The following is a 15572-nucleotide window of genomic DNA, read 5'->3' as shown; positions in this document are numbered from 1 at the left end:
GCGTGCTCATCGTACAGACCCGCACGGCGATCGATCAGAAAATATGCGGCCAGACCGAACGGATCATGGCCGGTCACCGACCACGTATGGTCCGCAGGCCGTCCAGCGCCATGTGGACGACCGCGTCGGCCAGTTGGTCCGCGGTGGTGCCGGGGTGCGGGCGGTACCACTCCACCAGGGAGTTCACCATGCCGAACAGCAGGCGGGTGGCCAGCCGGATGTCCACGTCCGCGCGCAGGTCCCCCTCGGCCGCGGCGGCACTGAGGAGCTCCGCGACCTGGTGGTCGAACTCGCGGCGGCGCTCCAGGGCCCAGCGCTCGGTCCGGGTGTTGCCCCGGACCCGCAGCAGCAGCGTCACGTACGGGAGCTCGGCGACCAGGACCTCGACCGTGCGCCGCGTGACGTACTCGACCCGCTCGACCGCCCGGCCGCGTACGGCGCCCGGCTCCTCCAGGACGGCGAAGAGCCCGTCGAGCGCGCGGCTGACGGCCCGGCGCAGGAGCTCCTCCTTGCCCGCAACGTGGTGGTAGATCGAGGACTTCGAGATGCCCGCCGCCTTGGAGAGGTGCTCCATGGAGGTGCCGTCGTAGCCCCGCTCGTTGAAGACCTGGACGGCGACCGACAGGAGCGTCTCGGGGGTGTACGTGTCCCGCCTGACGGTGGTCATTCGGCATCCTCCGCGTAGCCGAGCTTGAACAGCGCCAGCGAGGGCGCGTAGCGGCCGCCGCGACAGCGCTCGTCGAGGTGGTGCAGCAGGTCGTACGCCCAGTCGCGGCCGAGCCGGTCGTGCCATTCGGACGGGCCCAGCGGGTAGTTGACGCCGAGCCGCATCGCCGTGTCGATGTCCTCGGCGGTGGCCGCGCCGCGCGCGACGGCGTCGGCGGTCAGGTCGATCAGCATCGCGACCGTGCGCGCCACGATCATGCCGGGCACGTCGCCGATGACGGAGACCTGCTTGCCGAGCTTCTGGAACAGCCCGACCGCCTCCGCGAGGGTCCGCTCGCTGGTGTCCTCGCCGGCGGACAGCGCGATCCGGGTGGCGCCGCGGTAGTCGAGTGCGAGGTCGAAGTAGACGACGTCGGCGAACTCTGCCGCGGTCTTGCCGTCCGCGAGCACCAGCTGGCCCTCGCCGGGTAGCTGGATGTACGGGCCCCCGTGCTCGGTGGACGTGACCGCGATCCCGGCCTCCTCCAGCAGCTCGAGGAGCCCGGCGGCGGGACCGAGGTCGCCGACCACGGTGACCTTCTCCGGGGCGTCCTCGGGACCGGCGGTGTGCGGGGCCTGGGGCTGGGCGTCCGGGCCGTACGGGAACCAGCCGTGCCCCGACTTGCGGCCCAGGCGGCCCGACTGGACCAGCCGGCGCTGCGCGAGGGACGGGGTGAACTTGGGGCTCCGGAAGAAGGACTCCCACACGGAGCGGGTGACGGCCTCGTTGACGTCCTGCCCGATCAGGTCGGTCAGCTGGAACGGGCCCATCTTGAAGCCGCCGCACTCGCGGAGCACGGCGTCGATGGTGGCCGGGTCGGCGCCCTGCTCCTCGTACACCGCGAAGGCCTCGGCGTAGAAGGGGCGGGCGATCCGGTTGACGATGAAGCCGGGGGTGTCGGCGCAGCGGACCGGCGTCTTCCCCCAGCCCAGCACGGTGCGGTACGCGCGCTCGGCGGCGGCCGGGTCGGTCGCGAAACCGCTGACCACCTCGACGAGCGGGAGCAGCGGGGCCGGGTTGAAGAAGTGCAGGCCGAGGAAGCGGCCGGGGTGCGCGAGCCCGGCGGCGAGCTCGGTGACGGAGAGGGAGGAGGTGTTCGTGGCCAGCAGGGCGTCCGGGGCGACCACCTCTTCGACTGCTTCGAAGAGGGCGCGCTTGACGGCGGCGTCCTCGACGACGGCCTCGATCACGAGTGCCGCGCCGGCGAGGTCGGCGAGGGCGGAGGCCGCATCGATCCGGCCGATCGCGTCCTCGGCCTCGGCGGGGTCGAGACGGCCCTTCGCGGCCATACGGTCGACGCGGTCCTGGACGATGCCCACGCCGCCGGCGGCGAGCTCGGCATTGATGTCGTAGATCAGCACCCGGTGACCTGCGAGAAGGGCGACCTGGGCGATGCCCTGCCCCATGGTGCCGGCGCCGACGACCGCCACAGTGCGGGACCGCTCGATTGCTGTCATGTCCTGATCCTCCCGCACCGGGTTATCCACAGGCCTGCCGGGCCCTCTTGTCCCGACCGATCGTTCGGTTACTCTAACTCCAGTCTGCTCTTCTTCACCCGCCCCTGCCTGATCTCAGTCTGCGACCCAGCCTGATCTTGCCCGGCTCAACGAGGAGTTGGTCCCTGATGGCCGCCGAGCTCACCGTCCCCCACCTGTCCGACAAGCACCGGTCCACCCTGGACCAGGCCCTGGCGGCCATCCGCAGCCGCGCCTACTGGTCCCCTCATCCGGAGCACCCCAAGGCCTACGGAGAGACCGCGCCGGCCGACGGGCTGGCCGCCTTCGAGGCCGTCCGCGGCACCCGGCTCGACCTGGGCCAGCCCGGCACGGACGGCTGGACGGGCGCCGAGGTGTCCCCGTTCGGCCCCGAGCTGGGCGTCGAGTACCCGCACGTCGACCCCGATGTACTGCTGCCCGCAATGAAGGCCGGCATGGGCGCCTGGCGGGACGCCGGTCCCGAGGTGCGCGCCCTGGTCTGCATCGAGATCCTGGCCAGGATCGGCGCGCGGACGCACGAGTTCGCGCACGCGGTCATGCACACCAGCGGCCAGGCCTTCATGATGGCGTTCCAGGCGGGCGGCCCGCACGCACAGGACCGCGGCCTGGAGGCGGTGGCCTACGCGTACGAGGAGCAGACCCGCGTCCCGGGCCAGGCCGACTGGTCGAAGCCGCAGGGCAAGAAGGACCCGCTGGAGCTCGGCAAGACCTTCACGGCCGTCCCGCGCGGCATCTCCCTGATGATCGGCTGCAACACGTTCCCGACGTGGAACGGCTACCCGGGCCTGTTCGCCTCTCTGGCCACGGGCAACGCGGTGCTGGTCAAGCCGCACCCGCGTGCCGTACTCCCGCTGGCGCTGACGGTGAAGGTGGCCCGCGAGGTCCTCGCCGAGGCGGGCTTCGACCCGAACCTGGTGGCGCTGGCCGTGGAGCGCCCGGGCGAAGGCATCGCCAAGACCCTGGCCGTCCGCCCCGAGATCAAGCTGATCGACTACACCGGCTCGACCGAGTTCGGCGACTGGCTGGAGACCAACGCCCGCCAGGCGCAGGTCTACACGGAGAAGGCCGGCGTCAACACGGTCGTCGTCGACTCGACCTCCAACTACAAGGGAATGCTGTCCAACCTGGCGTTCTCCCTCTCCCTGTACAGCGGCCAGATGTGCACCACCCCGCAGAACCTGCTGATCCCGCGGGACGGCATCGAGACGGACGCCGGCCACAAGTCGTACGACGAGCTCGTCGCCGACCTCGCGGCCTCGGTCGGCGGCCTGCTGGGCGACGACGCCCGGGCCAACGCGCTGCTCGGCGCCCTGGTCAACCCGGACGTCAAGACCCGTCTGGAGGCGGCGGCCGGCCTCGGCGAGGTGGCGCTGGCCTCCCGCGAGGTGGTGAACCCGGAGTTCCCGGACGCGGTGGTCCGCACCCCGGTGATGGTGAAGCTGGACGCCGCCAAGCCCGACCCGGAGGCCCCGTACCTCTCGGAGTGCTTCGGCCCGGTCTCCTTCGCGGTCGCCGTGGACTCCACGGCGGACGCCCTGGACCTCCTGCGCCGCACGGTGCGGGAGAAGGGCGCGATGACGGTCGGCGCGTACACGACGTCCGCGGACACCGAGCGGGCCATCGAGGAGGTCTGCCTCGAGGAGTCGGCGCAGCTGTCGCTGAACCTGACGGGCGGGGTCTACGTCAACCAGACCGCGGCCTTCTCGGACTTCCACGGCTCGGGCGGCAACCCGGCGGCGAACGCGGCCCTGTGCGACGGAGCCTTCGTCTCGAACCGCTTCCGCATGGTGGAGATCCGCCGCCAGGCCTAGGCGGGCCTAGGCGGGCCTAGGCGGGCCTAGGCGTCGCGGGGTCCGCCCCAGTGGAAGAGGGTCATGGCCACGCTGGTGGCCAGGTTGTAGCTGGAGACCTGCGGCCGCATCGGCAGGGACACCAGATGATCGGCTCGTTCACGCAGCTCGGGCGAGATTCCGTGGCGTTCCGAGCCGAAGGCGAGCAGGGCGTCGTCCGGGAGGGTGAGGGCACGGATGTCCTCGCCCTCCGGGTCGAGCGCGTACAGCGGCCCGGCGGGCAGGGTGCCGATCTCCACCCGGTCCACGGTGGTGGCGTAGTGCAGCCCGGCCCCGGCCCGGACCACGTTCGGGTGCCAGGGGTCGAGGTCGCCGCGGGTCACCACGCCGGTGGCGCCGAAGCCCGCGGCGAGCCGGACCACGGCGCCGACGTTGCCGAGGTTGCGCGGGTTGTCGAGTACGACGACGGGCGCGGTCCGGGGCTGCCGCTCCAGCCGGGCCCGCCCTTCGGCCCGGTCGGGACGTACCGCCAGCGCCGCGACCCCGGTGGGGTGGACCCGGGGCAGCAGCGTCCGCAGCTCCGCCTTCCGCACCAGCCGCCCGACCTCTCCCGCCACATCCGGAGCCAGCTCGCCGGCGAGCACCCGCACGGCATCCGGATCGTCGGCGACAACGACCCGCACATCGGCCCCGAACCGCAGGGCGTGCTTCAGCGCGTGGAACCCGTCGAGGAGTACGAGGTCCCCCCGCTCGGCGGCCTCCCGCCACTGCCGTGCGGTCTCGTCGGGGCGCCCGTGCTGCTCAGTCATACCGACGAGCGTACGGGCCGTGGCCTGGGCGTTCTGTCCCCTGCCCGCCCTTCGCCCGTTCCCCGGGCGCTGCCCGGACCCGGTCCCAGCGCCCCCGCAACGGCGCCGCGCCGACAGGGGGTCCGGGGCATGCCCCGGGAAACGGAGAAAGGGCGGGGCGGGGAGAAGCCCCGCGCAGCGGAAGCGGCGCGCCCCGGCCGGTCACCGCACGCCGGCGCTCGGCTCTGCCGGTGCAAGGACCCGCCCGGCCTCCGCCGGAACCGGCACAGACCCCGCCGCCCCCACCAGCCCGGAGGCCCTGGCCCCGAGCCACACCAAAAACCCCGTCGGCAGGAACACCGCATCGGCGGCGATCATCGCCAGCGAGAAGAACGGCAACCCCAGCAGCACCGCAATCCCGGCATGCTCCAGCATCATCACCCCCAGCAGCACGTTCTTGATCCGCCGGTTGAACACCGTGAACGGGAACGCCACCTGCACCGCCACCGTCCCGTACGACAGCAGCATCACGAGCGTCCCGCTCCCCGCCACCACCGACGACAGCCCCGGCCACGGCGCGAAGTAGTCCAGCCCGAGCGGGTAGTACAGCGCGGTCCCGTCCTGCCACCGCGACCCCTGGATCTTGTACCAGCCGGCCGTCGCGTAGATCAGGCAGACCTCCGCCATGATCACCAGCAGCCCCGCGTTGTGCACCAGGTTCGCCAGGACGTCGAGGACCGCCCGGCCCTCGCCCTCCGGCTCGTACCGGTCCACCATCCACCACACCGCGCAGACCACCCACAGCGCCGCGAAGGCCGCCAGCCAGCCGTAGCCGAACCGCGCCGCCACCGCCCCGTACGCGAACACCGCGCCCAGCACACCCCACAGCACCGGCCCGGCCGCCCCCGCCGAGGCCGACCCCCGCAGCCGCGCGCGCCGCGCGTCCAGCGACCACACCTGTGCGCACCGCGTCAGCACCAGGTACATCGCCATCAGGTGGATGACGTTGTCCCCGCCGTCGCCCATGAACACGCTGCGGTTCTGCAGCGACAGCACCCCGGCCATGAACACCACGGACATCGCGCGCGTCCGCCAGCCCAGCATCAGCAGCACGCTCGACAGCACCGACACCGCGTAGACGATCTCGAACCACAGCGTCGAGTCCGACCACATCAGCACCGTGAAGGCCTGGTTCGAGTCAATCAGCCGCTCCGCCAGCCCGAAGCTCCAGGGCCCGTCCGGCCCGTACAGCTCGTGCCGGTTCGGGAACTCCCTCAGCAGGAAGAACAGCCAGGTCGCGGAGAAGCCGATGCGGACGACGGCGCTCTGGTACGGGCCCAGCGACCGCCCGGTGACCCGTGCGACCGCCCGGCCGGCGGCGGCCCGCGCCCGCCTCACACCGTCCACCACGGCAGCTCCCGGTAGTAGGTCTGGGTGTCGGTCTTCTCGTCGCTCCACGGCGGCGCCGCCACCGCCCGCGTCGCCGAGCGCAGCTGGATCCGTACGATCTCGCCCGCGGCGACCCCGTCGTCCGCGAGCCGGTCCAGCGCGATCCGCCGCAGGTACTGCTCCGACAGCTCCCCGCGCTCGCCGATCGGCTTGTCGTCCTCGTCGTGCGAGCCGGTGAAGAAGTCCCAGGCCCGGCGCAGCTCGTTCTGCCGCACGTGGCTCGGCAGCAGGCTGTGCCGGATGGCCGCGCCGTCCTCCGCGGACAGGTCGCGCCAGCCGCTCGCGACCGGCTCGCCGCCCGCTGCCGTGCGCACCTCCGCCCGTACCTCCACCGCGATGTTCTGCTGGAGCGGGTTGGGGGCGAAGAGCTTCCAGTTCTGCTCGAACTCGGGGTAGATCCAGTCGTCGACCGTCTGCGCGTGCTGTTTGCTCACCGTGTTGGATGGGGCGACGTGCAGGAAGACCAGCGCCAGGTGCCCGCAGGCGGCGAGGCCCACGGCCGCCAGGGCGAGGGCCGTGACGACCCGGTACGGGGCGGACAGGCCGGCGATCCCGGGCGCCCGGGGCGGCACCGGACCGGCCGGCACCTCGCCCGGAGCCTCGACCGCCGTATCGGCCGCCGTATCGGCCGGCGTATCGGCCGGCGTATCGGCCGGCGGGCGCGCCGACGGAACAGCCAGGCGATCGACCGGCGGATCGACCTGCGGATCGACCTGCGGAACAGCCTCTTCCGCGGGCTCGCGCTCGTTCGAATCCATCCCGCCCCGATCGTCCGGCGTCCACAGGGTTGACCTCAGAGGTTGACACCCTACGGGCCGCCGACCCACCATTGAAGAGTACGAACCGAACGATCGGTCGGTCGGGCGGTCAACAATCTCTGGCAGGGAGCCGGGATGGTGGCAGTGACCCCGGAAACGGGGCAGGACTCAGGCCTCGGGGCTGACCTCGGGGCACAGCTCGCGGCGGCCTTCGATGCCGCCGTGGCGGCCGACGAGCGCGTCGAGCCGCGCGACTGGATGCCCGAGGCGTACCGCGCCTCGCTCGTCCGCCAGATGGCCCAGCACGCCCACTCCGAGATCATCGGCATGCAGCCCGAGGCCAACTGGATCACCCGTGCGCCCTCGCTGCGCCGCAAGGCGATCCTGATGGCCAAGGTCCAGGACGAGGCCGGCCACGGCCTCTACCTGTACAGCGCCGCCGAAACCCTCGGCACCAGCCGCGACGAGCTGCTCGACAAGCTGCACTCCGGCAAGCAGAAGTACTCCTCGATCTTCAACTACCCCACGCTGACCTGGGCCGATGTCGGCGCGATCGGCTGGCTCGTGGACGGCGCGGCGATCACCAACCAGGTGCCGATCTGCCGCTGCTCGTACGGGCCGTACGCCCGCGCGATGGTCCGGATCTGCAAGGAGGAGTCCTTCCACCAGCGCCAGGGCTTCGAGCTCCTCATGGCCCTGTCCAAGGGCACGGAGGCGCAGCACGCGATGGCGCAGGACGCCGTGAACCGGTGGTGGTGGCCCTCGCTGATGATGTTCGGCCCGCCGGACGACGAGTCGGCGCACTCCGCGCAGTCCATGGCATGGCGGATCAAGCGGCACTCCAACGACGAGCTGCGCCAGCGCTTCGTGGACATCGCCGTTCCGCAGGCCGAGGCGCTGGGCCTGACCCTGCCCGACCCGGACCTGAAGTGGAACGAGGAGCGCGGGCACCACGACTTCGGTGCGATCGACTGGGCCGAGTTCTGGGACGTGCTCAAGGGCAACGGCCCGTGCAACGAAGAGCGGATCGGCCAGCGGCGCCGGGCCCACGAGGAAGGCGCCTGGGTCCGCGAGGCGGCCGCGGCGTACGCGGGGAAGCACACCGCTCGGACCCCACACACCGCCGTACAGAGCACGGCAACGAACGAGGAGGCAGGGGTATGACGCAGAACTGGCCACTGTGGGAGGTGTTCGTGCGCTCGCGCCGCGGCCTCTCGCACACGCACGCGGGCAGCCTGCACGCGCCCGACGCGGAGATGGCCCTGCGCAATGCCCGCGACCTCTACACGCGGCGCGGCGAGGGCATCTCGATCTGGGTGGTGCCTTCCACCGAGATCACCGCGTCCTCGCCGGACGAGCGGGACCCGTTCTTCGCCCCGTCGGCCGACAAGCCGTACCGGCACCCGACCTTCTACGAGATCCCCGAGGGGGTGCACCACCTGTGACCAGCACCGATGCCGTTCAGTCCGATGTCGTCCGGTCGGCAGCCCTCGCGCTGGGGGACGACGCCCTGATCCTCTCCCACCGCCTCGGCGAGTGGGCGGGTCACGCCCCCGTCCTGGAGGAGGAGGTCGCCCTCGCGAACATCGCGCTCGACCTGCTCGGCCAGGCCCGCATCCTGCTGTCCCTGGCCGGGGACGAGGACGAGCTGGCCTTCCTGCGCGAGGAGCGGTCCTTCCGCAACCTCCAGCTGGTCGAGCAGCCCAACGGGGACTTCGCCCACACCATCGCGCGCCAGCTCTTCTTCTCCTTCCACCAGCACGAGCTGTACGCGGAACTGGCCGTCGGCGACGGCCCGTTCGCCCCGCTGGCGGCCAAGGCCGTCAAGGAGACCGCGTACCACCGCGACCACGCCGAGCAGTGGACCCTGCGGCTCGGCGACGGCACGCAGGAGAGCAAAGCCCGCATGCAGGCCGCCCTCGACGCGCTGTGGAAGTTCACCGGCGAGATGTCCCAGCCGGTGGACGGCATCGACGGCGTCGACGGGGCCGCCCTGGAAGGCCGCTGGCTGGCCGCCGTGGGCGGCGTAGTGGAGCGGGCCGGGCTCGCGCTCCCCGAAGGCCCGCGCACCGGCGCCTGGGCGGCCGGCGCCGGCCGGCAGGGCCTGCACACCGAGTCGTTCGGCAGGCTGCTCGCCGAGATGCAGCACCTGCACCGCAGCCATCCGGGGGCGTCATGGTGACGGACACGCCCCGCGCCCCGGCCGCGACGGGCGGGCCCGAGGCCCCCGAGGCCATGACCCGCCTGGAGGCGGAGCTGGCCGAGCTCGCCGGCTCCGTGCCCGACCCCGAGCTGCCCGTACTCACCCTCGCCGAGCTCGGCGTCATGCGCGGCGTGCGGATGCACGAGGACGGGCACGTCGAGGTCACCCTCACCCCGACCTACACCGGCTGCCCCGCCATCGAGGCCATGTCCGCCGACATCGAGCGGGTCCTGACCGGCCACGGCATCCCGGACGTACAGGTGCGCACCGTCCTGGCCCCGGCCTGGTCGACCGACGACATCAGCGCCGAGGGCCGGCGCAAGCTCGCCGAGTTCGGCATCGCCCCGCCGAGGCCGCACGCGGCCGACGGGCCGGTCCCGGTCACCCTCTCGGTCCGCTGCCCGAACTGCGGATCGACCGACACCGAGCTGCTCAGCCGGTTCTCCTCCACCGCATGCAAGGCGCTGCGCCGCTGCACCGCCTGCCGTGAACCGTTCGACCACTTCAAGGAGCTGTAGATGGCCGCGTCCACGCCGTCGCCCACGTCGGGCTCCGGGCGCCCCGCGCGCCACGGCGCCTTCCACCCGCTGACGGTGGCGGCGGTCGACCGGCTCACCGACGACTCCGTGGCGCTGACCCTGCGCGTCCCCGAGGAGCTGCGCGGCGAGTACCTGCACGCCCCCGGCCAGCACCTCACGCTGCGCCGCAGCACCCCCGAGGGCGAAGAGATCCGCCGTACGTACTCGATCTGCTCCCCCGCCCCGGACCCCGCGGGCCCCGGCCCGGCGGCGCTGCGGGTGGGCGTGCGGCTGGTGGAGGGCGGCGAGTTCTCCACGTTCGCGCACAAGGAGATCGCCGCCGGGGACGTGCTGGACGTGATGGTCCCGGCCGGGCGGTTCGTCCTGGCGCCGGCCGCCGGGCACTACGCGGCGATCGTCGGCGGCAGCGGGATCACCCCGGTGCTGTCGATCGCCGCCTCGCTGCTGGCGGCGCGGCCCGACGCCCGGTTCTGCCTGGTCCGCAGCGACCGTACGGCGGCGTCGACGATGTTCCTGGACGAGGTCGCCGACCTCAAGGACCGCTTCCCGGACCGCTTCCAGCTGGTGACGGTCCTGTCCCGGGAGGAGCAGGAGGCCGGGCTGCCGTCCGGCCGCCTCGACGAGGAGCGGCTGAAGGCCCTGCTCCCCGCGCTGCTGCCGGTCGCGGACGTCACGGGCTGGTTCCTGTGCGGCCCGTACGGCCTGGTCGTGGGAGCGGAGCGGGCGCTGGGCACGCTCGGCGTCGTCCGGACCCGGATCCACGAGGAGATCTTCCACGTCGAGGACACGGCACCGCCGGCTCCGGCCGCGGCTCCTTCCCACGTACGGGTCACGGCCCGGCTCGACGGCCGCTCCGGGACCTGGCCGGTCCAGGACGGCGAGTCCCTGCTGGACGCCGTGCTGCGCAACCGCGCGGACGCCCCGTACGCCTGCAAGGGCGGGGTCTGCGGCACCTGCCGGGCGTTCCTGGTCACGGGCGAGGTCCGGATGGACCGGAACTTCGCGCTGGAGGCGGAGGAGACGGAGGCCGGTTTCGTGCTGGCCTGCCAGTCGCACGCGGTGACCGAGGAAGTGGAGATCGACTTCGACCGCTGAGGCGCCGTCCATTTCCTTCACTGTGCATTTTCCACCGCGTGCTCTATCTTGACGCACCGTCAGGTCCGGACGGGGCCTGACGGGGATCCGGTGCGCACGGGAGGACAGGCAGTGGACTTCACCTTCACCGAGGAGCAGCAGGCCGCCGTCGAGGCGGCGAAGGCCGTCTTCGCGGACGTCGCCCCGGACAGTGTGCCCAGCCCCGCCCTGACCCCGGGGGCCGTCGCCGAGGACTTCGACCGGCCGCTGTGGGCCAGGCTCGCCGCGTCCGACCTGCTGAGCCTGGTCCTCGCCGAGGAGCACGACGGGGCGGGCCTCGACGCGATCGCCCTGTGCCTCGTGCTGCGCGAGGCGGCGAAGGTGCTGGCCCGGGTTCCGCTGCTGGAGCACTGCGCCACCGCCATGGCCGTCCAGGCCCACGGCAGCCCCGAACTGGCCGCCGCCCTGCTGCCCGACGCCGGGCGGGGCACGCTCGTCCTCACCGCCGCCGCCCACGGACGCAGCGGCCACGATCCCGCAGAACTCGCCGTCACCGCCCGCCGCGAGGGCACGCAGTGGACCCTCGACGGGGTCCAGACGGCCGTCCCGTGGGCACACGGCGCCGACTGGATCGCCGTACCGGCCCACACCGGCGAGGGCGAGGCCGTGCTCGCCCTCGTCCCGCGCGCCGCCGAGGGCCTCACCCTGGCGGAGCAGGTCTCCACCAGCGGGGAACGGCTCGCCGAACTCGCCCTGGACGGCGTACGGGTGCCCGCGACGCACCTGATCGACAACCCGGGGGCCTGGGAGCGGCTCCGCCAGCTCCTCGCCACCGGAACCTGCGCCCTGGCGCTCGGACTCGGCGAGGGCGTGCTCTCGATGACCAGCCAATACACCAGCAAGCGCGAGCAGTTCGGCTTCCCGGTGGCCACCTTCCAGGCCGTCGCCGTCCAGGCCGCCGACCGCTACATCGACCTGCGCGCCATGGAGGTCACCCTCTGGCAGGCCGCCTGGCGGCTCGACGCGGCGACCGGCGGAGCCGGCGGCCCGCTGCCGAGCGCCGGGGACGTCGCCGTCGCCAAGATCTGGGCCTCGGAGGGTGTACGCCGGGTCGTGCAGACGGCGCAGCACCTGCACGGCGGCTTCGGCGCCGACACCGACTACCCGCTGCACCGCTACCACGCGTGGGCCAAGCAGCTGGAGCTCCAGCTGGGCCCGGCCGCCGCGCACGAGGAGGCGCTGGGCGACCTGCTGGCCGCCCACGCCCTCGCCTGACGGCCGGCGCCTGACGCGGCGCTAGAGCACGAAGGCCGGGTTCCCGCTGTCGGTCACCATCGGGCGCCCGGCGCCGTCCCAGGCCTGCATGCCGCCGTCGATGTTCACGGCGTCGATGCCCTGGCGCACCAGGTACTGGGTGACCTGTGCGGAGCGCCCGCCGACCCGGCACATCACGTGCACGCGGCGGCCGTCCTCGACGGCCTCCGTCAGCTCACCGAAGCGGGCCACGAAGTCGCTCATCGGCAGGTGCAGGGCGCCTTCCACGTGTCCGGCAGCCCATTCGTCGTCCTCCCGGACGTCGAGGACAAAGCCTTCGGAGGGCACCGCGGCGGCGTCCACCGAAGGAAGCGGTCCGAAGTTCATACGTCGCCTTCTCTCATCGCAGATCTGACTCCCAACCTATCCAAACTCCGCCAGCTCCGACTCCCGCTCGGAGACCTGGGCCAGCAACTGCTCCGCGATCTCCTCCAGCAGCCGGTCCGGATCCTCCGGCGCCATCCGCAGCATCGACCCGATCGCGCTGTCCTCCAGCTCCCGCGCCAGCACCGACAGCAGCTCCTTGCGCCGCGCCAGCCACTCCAGCCGGGCGTACAGCTCTTCGCTCTCGTTCAGCTGCCGCACGGCCTCCGGCACGGGACCCGCCGCCCACTCCTCGGCCAGCTCGCGCAGCACCTGCTCCTCGCCCCGCGCGTACGCCGCATTGACCCGCACGATGAACGCATCGCGCCGCTCCCGCTCGGCCTCGTCCCGGGCGAGATCCGGGTGCGCCTGGCGGACGAGCTCGCGGAAGAGCCTGCGTACCTCCTCCGTCGGCCGCACCCGCTCCGGGGGCCGCACCGGGCGGTCGGTGAGCATCGCGGACGCGTCGTCGGAGATGCCCTCCGAGCCCATCCAGTCGTGGAACAGCTCGTCCACGCCCGGCATCGGCATCACCAGCGAGCGGGCGTCCCGGGCCCGTCGCAGATCCTCGGCATCGCCGCTGCGCGCCGCCTTCGCCTCGGCGATCAGCGCATCCAGCTCGTCGAGCCTCGAGTACATCGGGCCGAGCTTCTGGTGGTGCAGGCGGGAGAAGTTCTCCACCTCCACCCGGAAGGTCTCCACGGCGATCTCGAACTCGATCAGCGCCTGCTCGGCGGCCCGCACGGCCCGTTCAAGGCGCGCCTCGGGACGCTCGTCGCCGATCTCTTCAGTCTGCTGCTCGCTCACCCGGCCACCCTAAGGCCGGTCGGGCCGGGTCGATGTTTCACGTGGAACATCGACCCGGGACCGTGACCCCGGGCCCGTGACCCGCTCAGACCCCTGCCTCCGCCGCGATCCGCCCGGACCGCACCGCCGCCAGCAGGTGCGCGTGGTCGGCCTCGCTCCGGTCGGCGTACGCCACGGCGAAGGTGGCCATCGCCTCGTCCAGCTCGTCGTTCTTGCCGCAGTACCCGGCCAGCAGCCGCGGATCGGCGCTGTGCGCGTGCGCGCGGGCCAGCAGGGCACCGGTCATGCGGCCGTAGTCGTCGATCAGGTCGGCCGCCAGCGCCGCCGGGTCCACGCTGCCCTTGCGGTTGCGGAACTGCCGCACCTGGTACGGCCGCCCCTCCACCGTGGTCCAGCCCAGCAGGATGTCGGAGACCACCTGCATCCGCTTCTGCCCGGCCACCACCCGGCGGCCCTCGTGCTCCTCGACCGCGGACTCGAAGCCCAGCGCGGGAAGGTACGGCAGCAGCACGGACGGCCGCGCCTCCTTGACCTGGAGCACCAGCGGCTCACCCCGGTGGTCCAGCAGCAGCACCACGTACGAGCGGGTGCCGACGCTCCCGGTGCCGACCACCCGGAAGGCCACGTCGTGGATGGCGTAGCGGGCCAGCAGCGGCAGCCGGTCCCCCTGGAGGGTCTTCAGGTACGGACCCAGCGAGGCCGCCACGGCCGCCGCCTCGGCGTCGCCGACCCGGCGCAGCACCGGCAGGGCGTCAACGAAGCGTCGATCAGCGGCTCCGCCGCGGGGCCGCCCGCCGTCGGGGCCGGCCTCGGTGGACTTGGCGGCGAACCGCGCCGAGGTGTTGTTGCGGGCCTTCTCCGAGACCCGCTCCAGCGTGCCCAGCAGGTCGCGGGCGTCGGTGTGGGAGACGAGCTCCTCGTCCGCGATGGCGTTCCAGGCATCCAGCGCCGGCAGCTTGGCCAGCAGCCGCATGGTGCGGCGGTACGCGCCCACGGTGTCGTGCGCCGCGGCCCGGCAGGTGTCCTCGTCCGCGCCGGCCACCCGCCCGGCCAGGACCAGCGAGGTCGCCAGCCGCTTCAGGTCCCACTCCCACGGGCCGAACACGGTCTCGTCGAAGTCGTTCAGGTCGATGACGAGCCGGCCGCGCGCATCCCCGTACAGGCCGAAATTCGCCGCATGGGCATCGCCGCAGATCTGCGCGCCGACCCCGGTCACCGGGCCGCCGGACAGGTCGTGCGCCATCAGCCCGGCCGATCCGCGCAGGAACGCGAAGGGGTTCGCCGCCATCCGGCCCACCCGGATCGGCGCCAGCTCGGGAACCCGCCCGACGTTGGACTCCTCGACCGCCTGCACCGCGTCCGGCCGCCCGGCCGGCGCCTCGAAGTGCGCGTGCGCCGAGCGCGGCACCCGCGTGCGCAGCGCCCTGCCGGCCTCCTTGGGCGAGCCCGCCACGGCTCGCGGGGCGAACCCCGCGACCACAGGTATCCGCCCGCCGGGCGCACCGCCCGTCGCCCCGTCCGGCTCCGCAACCCGCTGCTCCGGTACCGCCACCATCCGCGCCGCCCCCGCCCGTACCCGTACTCGTCGGACCGTCCCGTCCGACATCATCAATTCGGCCCGACCGTATCTAGAGCCCGGCGTCCCTGGCCAGCAGGGCGGCCTGAACCCGGTTCTCGCAGCCCAGCTTCGCCAGGATCCGGCTCACGTACGTCTTCACCGTCGCCTCGCTCATGTGCAGCCGCCGGCCCGCGTCCGCGTTGGACAGCCCCTCGCCCAGCAGCGCCAGCACCCCGCGCTCGCGCTCGCTCAGCTCCGCCACCCGCCGCCGGGCCTCCTCGCCGCGCCCCGCGGCCCGCCCCGAGGCCAGCTGGTCGACCACGTGCCGGGTCGCCCCCGGCGAGAGGTACGCGTCCCCGGCCGCGGCCGCCCGCACCGCGCCGATCAGCTCGCCCGGCGCCGAATCCTTCAGCAGGAACCCCGCGCCGCCCGAGCCGAGGGCCCGCAGCACGTTCTCCTTCTCCCCGAAGGTGGTCAGGATCAGCGCCCGGACCTCCGGTGCCGCCCGCCCCAGCTCGCCGAGCGCGGTCAGGCCGTCCATCACCGGCATCTGGATGTCCAGCAGCATCACGTCCGGCGTGTGCGCGCGGGCCAGGTCCACGGCCTCGCGGCCGTTCGCCGCCTCCGCGACGACCTCGATGTCCGGAGCCGAGGTCAGGATCATCCTGATCCCGGCCCGGATCAGCGGCTCGTCGTCAGCGATCACCACTCGGATCACCTTGGCTGT

16 protein-coding genes are annotated in these 15572 nt (G+C 72.9%); 7 read left to right on the top strand and 9 right to left on the bottom strand.

What is annotated here, in order from left to right; genetic code table 11:
• Positions 1-73: 73 nt before the first annotated feature.
• Positions 74-667, bottom strand: coding sequence for a TetR/AcrR family transcriptional regulator (locus tag AB0M76_RS01610; protein WP_365950980.1), 594 nt, complete (start codon positions 665-667; stop codon positions 74-76).
• Positions 664-2163 carry a 3-hydroxyacyl-CoA dehydrogenase gene (locus tag AB0M76_RS01605; protein ID WP_365950979.1) on the bottom strand — a complete coding sequence of 500 codons (1500 nt, stop codon included), beginning with the start codon at positions 2161-2163 and terminating at the stop codon, positions 664-666. The genes AB0M76_RS01610 and AB0M76_RS01605 overlap by 4 nt, the downstream gene beginning before the upstream one ends.
• A gap of 167 nt (positions 2164-2330) precedes the next feature.
• Between AB0M76_RS01605 and paaN the strand changes: the two genes are divergently transcribed.
• A complete protein-coding gene (gene paaN / locus AB0M76_RS01600; protein WP_365950978.1) occupies positions 2331-4013 on the top strand; it encodes a phenylacetic acid degradation protein PaaN in 1683 nt (560 codons plus the stop codon).
• 26 nt (positions 4014-4039) lie between these two features.
• Here paaN and AB0M76_RS01595 read toward each other — a convergent pair whose 3' ends face one another.
• The 3 genes from AB0M76_RS01595 to AB0M76_RS01585 form a co-directional block, all read right to left on the bottom strand.
• Positions 4040-4801 carry a TrmH family RNA methyltransferase gene (locus AB0M76_RS01595; RefSeq protein WP_365950977.1) on the bottom strand — a complete coding sequence of 254 codons (762 nt, stop codon included), beginning with the start codon at positions 4799-4801 and terminating at the stop codon, positions 4040-4042.
• 201 nt (positions 4802-5002) lie between these two features.
• Positions 5003-6178: an HTTM domain-containing protein gene (locus AB0M76_RS01590; RefSeq protein ID WP_365951373.1), complete on the bottom strand. Its 1176-nt coding sequence runs from the start codon at positions 6176-6178 to the stop codon at positions 5003-5005.
• Positions 6175-7059: a DUF5819 family protein gene (locus tag AB0M76_RS01585; RefSeq protein WP_365950976.1), complete on the bottom strand. Its 885-nt coding sequence runs from the start codon at positions 7057-7059 to the stop codon at positions 6175-6177. The genes AB0M76_RS01590 and AB0M76_RS01585 overlap by 4 nt, the downstream gene beginning before the upstream one ends.
• 63 nt (positions 7060-7122) lie before the next feature.
• Between AB0M76_RS01585 and paaA the strand changes: the two genes are divergently transcribed.
• The 6 genes from paaA to AB0M76_RS01555 all read left to right on the top strand — a co-directional run bounded on the left by paaA (position 7123) and on the right by AB0M76_RS01555 (position 12078).
• Positions 7123-8151 (top strand): 1,2-phenylacetyl-CoA epoxidase subunit PaaA, encoded by a 1029-nt coding sequence (gene paaA / locus AB0M76_RS01580; protein ID WP_365950975.1) that lies wholly within the window; start codon positions 7123-7125, stop codon positions 8149-8151.
• Positions 8148-8432: a 1,2-phenylacetyl-CoA epoxidase subunit PaaB gene (gene paaB / locus AB0M76_RS01575; protein WP_030292728.1), complete on the top strand. Its 285-nt coding sequence runs from the start codon at positions 8148-8150 to the stop codon at positions 8430-8432. Before paaA ends, paaB begins: the two co-directional genes overlap by 4 nt.
• Positions 8429-9169, top strand: a complete 741-nt coding sequence (gene paaC, locus AB0M76_RS01570) for a 1,2-phenylacetyl-CoA epoxidase subunit PaaC (protein ID WP_365950974.1) — start codon at positions 8429-8431, stop codon at positions 9167-9169. The genes paaB and paaC overlap by 4 nt, the downstream gene beginning before the upstream one ends.
• A gap of 53 nt (positions 9170-9222) precedes the next feature.
• Entirely contained in the window at positions 9223-9708 is a 486-nt protein-coding gene (paaD, locus tag AB0M76_RS01565) for a 1,2-phenylacetyl-CoA epoxidase subunit PaaD (protein WP_266672863.1), read from the top strand.
• Positions 9709-10824, top strand: coding sequence for a 2Fe-2S iron-sulfur cluster-binding protein (locus AB0M76_RS01560; RefSeq protein ID WP_365950973.1), 1116 nt, complete (start codon positions 9709-9711; stop codon positions 10822-10824).
• 111 nt (positions 10825-10935) lie between these two features.
• Positions 10936-12078: an acyl-CoA dehydrogenase family protein gene (locus AB0M76_RS01555; RefSeq protein ID WP_365950972.1), complete on the top strand. Its 1143-nt coding sequence runs from the start codon at positions 10936-10938 to the stop codon at positions 12076-12078.
• A 21-nt stretch (positions 12079-12099) separates the two neighbouring features.
• On the opposite strand, the gene AB0M76_RS01550 is transcribed toward AB0M76_RS01555, so the two are convergent.
• From AB0M76_RS01550 to AB0M76_RS01535, 4 genes are all read right to left on the bottom strand, one after another.
• Positions 12100-12444, bottom strand: coding sequence for a rhodanese-like domain-containing protein (locus tag AB0M76_RS01550; RefSeq protein WP_365950971.1), 345 nt, complete (start codon positions 12442-12444; stop codon positions 12100-12102).
• Between the two features lie 36 nt (positions 12445-12480).
• Entirely contained in the window at positions 12481-13287 is an 807-nt protein-coding gene (locus tag AB0M76_RS01545; RefSeq protein WP_365950970.1) for a hypothetical protein, read from the bottom strand.
• Positions 13288-13372: 85 nt separating this feature from the next.
• A complete protein-coding gene (locus AB0M76_RS01540; RefSeq protein ID WP_365950969.1) occupies positions 13373-14842 on the bottom strand; it encodes a DUF2252 domain-containing protein in 1470 nt (489 codons plus the stop codon).
• A 73-nt stretch (positions 14843-14915) separates the two neighbouring features.
• Entirely contained in the window at positions 14916-15563 is a 648-nt protein-coding gene (locus tag AB0M76_RS01535) for a response regulator transcription factor (RefSeq protein ID WP_266999497.1), read from the bottom strand.
• Positions 15564-15572 lie beyond the last annotated feature (9 nt).

Source organism: Streptomyces sp. NPDC051364, from assembly GCF_040682115.1.
Classification (GTDB): Bacteria; Actinomycetota; Actinomycetes; order Streptomycetales; family Streptomycetaceae; genus Streptomyces.
This window is presented reverse-complemented; position numbering and strand designations above follow the sequence as displayed.

Excerpts from the sequence above, each read along its gene's own strand:
- AB0M76_RS01610 (WP_365950980.1), bottom strand. The coding sequence starts at position 667 with ATGACCACCGTCAGGCGGGACACGTACACCCCCGAGACGCTCCTGTCG.
- paaB (WP_030292728.1), top strand. The coding sequence starts at position 8,148 with ATGACGCAGAACTGGCCACTGTGGGAGGTGTTCGTGCGCTCGCGCCGC.
- AB0M76_RS01540 (WP_365950969.1), bottom strand. The coding sequence starts at position 14,842 with ATGGTGGCGGTACCGGAGCAGCGGGTTGCGGAGCCGGACGGGGCGACG.
- AB0M76_RS01560 (WP_365950973.1), top strand. The coding sequence starts at position 9,709 with ATGGCCGCGTCCACGCCGTCGCCCACGTCGGGCTCCGGGCGCCCCGCG.
- paaN (WP_365950978.1), top strand. The coding sequence starts at position 2,331 with ATGGCCGCCGAGCTCACCGTCCCCCACCTGTCCGACAAGCACCGGTCC.
- paaD (WP_266672863.1), top strand. The coding sequence starts at position 9,223 with ATGACCCGCCTGGAGGCGGAGCTGGCCGAGCTCGCCGGCTCCGTGCCC.
- AB0M76_RS01595 (WP_365950977.1), bottom strand. The coding sequence starts at position 4,801 with ATGACTGAGCAGCACGGGCGCCCCGACGAGACCGCACGGCAGTGGCGG.
- paaA (WP_365950975.1), top strand. The coding sequence starts at position 7,123 with ATGGTGGCAGTGACCCCGGAAACGGGGCAGGACTCAGGCCTCGGGGCT.
- AB0M76_RS01550 (WP_365950971.1), bottom strand. The coding sequence starts at position 12,444 with ATGAACTTCGGACCGCTTCCTTCGGTGGACGCCGCCGCGGTGCCCTCC.
- AB0M76_RS01585 (WP_365950976.1), bottom strand. The coding sequence starts at position 7,059 with ATGGTGGGTCGGCGGCCCGTAGGGTGTCAACCTCTGAGGTCAACCCTG.
- AB0M76_RS01605 (WP_365950979.1), bottom strand. The coding sequence starts at position 2,163 with ATGACAGCAATCGAGCGGTCCCGCACTGTGGCGGTCGTCGGCGCCGGC.